At 73.4% G+C, this 2,868-nt stretch carries 2 protein-coding genes; both read left to right on the forward strand.

Annotated features, from left to right (window positions below):
- Positions 1 to 1,426: PD-(D/E)XK nuclease family protein (locus A5648_RS14685; RefSeq protein ID WP_131810576.1), on the forward strand; the 1,426-nt coding region annotated here is incomplete at its 5' end.
- On the forward strand, positions 1,423 to 2,868 hold a 1,446-nt coding region (locus A5648_RS14690; RefSeq protein WP_131810577.1), incomplete at its 3' end, for an ATP-dependent helicase. The genes A5648_RS14685 and A5648_RS14690, both read left to right, overlap by 4 nt.

Below are 2,868 nucleotides of genomic sequence, written 5' to 3' on the forward strand. Positions count from 1 at the left end.
CACCGCGCGTACCGCCGGCGCGACCCTGGCCGGGCTCGTCGACCATGTCAGGGCCATGCAACTGGTGATGCCTCGCGCCGAACCCGCGGCCGGCGTCGATGCGGTCGCTGTGCTCAGCGCGCATGCCGCCCTGGGCCGCGAGTGGGATCTGGTCGTCATCGCCGGTGTGCAGGAAGGACTGTGGCCCAACACCGTTCCGCGTGGCGGCGTACTGGGCACCCAGCGGCTGCTGGACACCCTGCATGGCCTCGGTGACGAAGTCTCGGCCCGCGCACCACTGCTGGCCGAGGAACGGCGGCTGCTGGTGGCGGCCATCGGCCGGGCGCGTCGCCGGGTGATGATCACCGCCGTCGACGGGGAAGGGGACGGCAGCGCCGAGGAGCAGATCCCGTCGGAGTTCGTCACCGAACTCGGGGCCTGCGCCACGCCGGACGACGCCCGGATGCCGGCACCGCCGGTCGTGGCCCCGTCGGTGCTCTCGGCGGCCGGGTTGGTGGGCCGACTACGTGCTGTGGTCTGCGCGCCGGAAGCAGAGCTGAGCGATTCTGAACGTGCCGACGCCGCAACGCAATTGGCGCGGCTGGCGGCTGCCGGGGTGCCCGGTGCCGACCCGGCCGGCTGGCACGGCGCCGCGCCGGTGAGCACCGAGGAACCGCTGTGGCGCGCCGAGGATGGGCGGGGCGTCACGCTGTCGCCCTCGGCGTTGCAGACCCTGCTGGACTGCCCGCTGCGCTGGCTGGCCGAGCGCCACGGCGGGTCCGACGGCCGTGACCTGCGCTCGACGATCGGGTCGGTGATGCACGCCCTGGTCGCCGAATCGGCCGTCACCGCAGCGGAATTGCTGGCCGAGTTGGACCGGGCCTGGCAGCAGCTGCCGTTCGAGTCGGCGTGGTACTCGGCCAACGAACACCAGCGGCACCGCGCCGTGATCGAGACGTTCCTGGCGTGGCGGACACAGACCCGGGGTGAGCTCACCGAGGTCGGCACCGAGGTCGCCTTCGACGGGGTGATCGACGCCGGGGACGGGGTGCGGCTCCGCGGCCGGATCGACCGGATCGAACGTGACGCCGCCGGACGGCTGGTGGTCGTCGACGTCAAGACCGCCAAGACCCCGGTCAGCAAGGACGACGCGCAACAACACGCGCAGCTGGCCGTCTATCAGCTGGCGGCGGAAGCCGGCCTGATCGGATCCGGTGAGCAACCCGGTGGCGCCCGGCTGGTCTACCCGGCCAAGCCCGGAGCCGGCGGCGCCACCGAGCGCGAACAAGACCCGCTCACCGCCGAAACCGGCGGCCAGTGGCGCGAGCGGATCGCGCAGGCGGCCGCGGCCACCGCCGGGCCGCGGTTCACCGCCCGAGTCAACGACGGTTGCCGGCATTGCCCGATCCAGCCGATCTGCCCGGCCCACACGCGGAGCGGCGCATGAACCCGCGTTACAGCCCGGCTGAGCTGGCTGAGGCGCTCGGCTTGCACCAGCCCACCGCGGAACAGGCCGCGGTCATCGCCGCGCCGCCGGGCCCGCTGGTGGTGATCGCCGGGGCCGGCGCCGGCAAAACCGAGACGATGGCCGCCCGGGTGGTGTGGTTGGTCGCCAACGGCTACGCCGACCCGGGCCAGGTGCTGGGGCTGACGTTCACCCGCAAGGCCGCCGGCCAACTGCTGCGCCGGGTGCGCTCCCGGTTGGCCCGGCTGGCCGGCGCCGGCCTGCTGGCTGCCGAACCCGGCGGTTCAGCGGCATCGGCTCCGGTGGTGAGCACCTACCACGCGTTCGCCGGCGCGCTGCTGCGTGAGCACGGGTTGCTGCTGGGCATCGAGCCCGACACCCGGCTGCTCACCGAGACCGGGTTGTGGCAGCTGGCGTTCGAGGTGGTCAGCGGTTACCCCGGCGAGCTGCGCACCGACCGGGATCCGGCCGCGATCAGCTCGATGGTGTTGCGCCTGGCCGGGCAGCTAGCCGAACACCTGGTGGACACCGAGGCGCTGCGAGACACCCACCTGGAGTTGGAGCGCCTGGTCCACACTCTGCCGCCGGGACCACGTCAGCGCGCCGAACCCAACCAGACGTTGCTCAAGATGCTCGACACCCAGACCGAACGTGCGCAGCTGGTACCGCTTATCGACGCCCTGCATCAGCGGATGCGCGCGGAGCGGGTGATGGACTTCGGCGCGCAGATGGCCACCGCCGCGCGGCTCGCGCAGGCCGACGAGTCCGTCGGCGCCCGGCTGCGCGCCACCTACCGGGTGGTGCTGCTCGATGAATACCAGGACACCGGGCATGCCCAGCGCATCGCGTTGTCGGCACTGTTCGGCGGGGGATCCGACGACGGCCTCGCGCTGACCGCAGTCGGCGACCCGATCCAGTCGATCTACGGCTGGCGCGGCGCCTCGGCCACCAACTTGCCGCGCTTTGCCACCGACTTCCCGCTCTCCGACGGCACCCCGGCTCCCACCTTGGAGCTGCGGACCAGCTGGCGCAACCCGCCGGAGGTGCTGCACGTGGCCAACGAGGTCTCGGCCGAGGCGCGGCGGCGCTCGGTCACCGTGCACACGCTGCGGGCGCGTCCGGACGCGGCACCGGGCGAGGTGCGGCTCGCGCTGCTGCCCGACCTGACCGCCGAACACCAGTGGGTCGCCGAGGCGCTGCAGCGCCGCTACCGCCAGGCCGAGGCTGAGGGTGTCGCTCCGCCCACTGCGGCGGTGCTGGTGCGGCGCAACGCCGACGCCGCGCCGTTCGCCGAGGCGATCCGGGCCCGGGGCGTCCCGGTGGAGGTGGTCGGGCTGGCCGGGCTGCTGTCGGTGCCCGAGGTCGCCGACCTGGTGGCGATGCTGCGGTTGGTTTCCGAGCCGACGGCCGGGGCCGCGGCGATC

The organism is Mycolicibacter sinensis (assembly GCF_001673565.1).
Taxonomy (GTDB): Bacteria; Actinomycetota; Actinomycetes; order Mycobacteriales; family Mycobacteriaceae; genus Mycobacterium; species Mycobacterium sinense_C.